General features: G+C 45.6%; 1 protein-coding gene. It reads right to left on the bottom strand.

From position 1 onward, the window contains the following. Window positions 1-248, bottom strand: a 248-nt coding sequence (locus AAEZ00_RS21880) for a penicillin-binding transpeptidase domain-containing protein (RefSeq protein ID WP_351090118.1), incomplete at both ends; no start/stop codon positions are given.

The raw sequence follows: 248 nt of genomic DNA, 5'->3' as shown, positions 1-248 counted from the left end.
ACTTTCGCCTACCATGCCAGTACCACTATCACTGCCAAACCCCACTTTTTGATACAAGCCCACAAAGTACTCTTTGGGTACTGTTTGGCTTATTTTGGTTACTCCCATATTACTGGAGTATTTTAAAATTTCGCGCAGCGTCATTTCGCCATGATTACGGGTATCTTGTACTAAGCTGCCCCCTAAGCGCATCCAGCCTGGGTAGGTATCAACTTTGTCATCCGGTTGGATTGTGCCGTAGTCTAATC

The organism is Shewanella sp. S1-49-MNA-CIBAN-0167 (genome assembly GCF_040310145.1).
Taxonomy (GTDB): domain Bacteria; phylum Pseudomonadota; class Gammaproteobacteria; order Enterobacterales; family Shewanellaceae; genus Shewanella; species Shewanella psychromarinicola.
The sequence above is the reverse complement of the archived record's forward strand: the minus strand, read 5'-3'. Positions and strand labels throughout refer to the sequence as shown.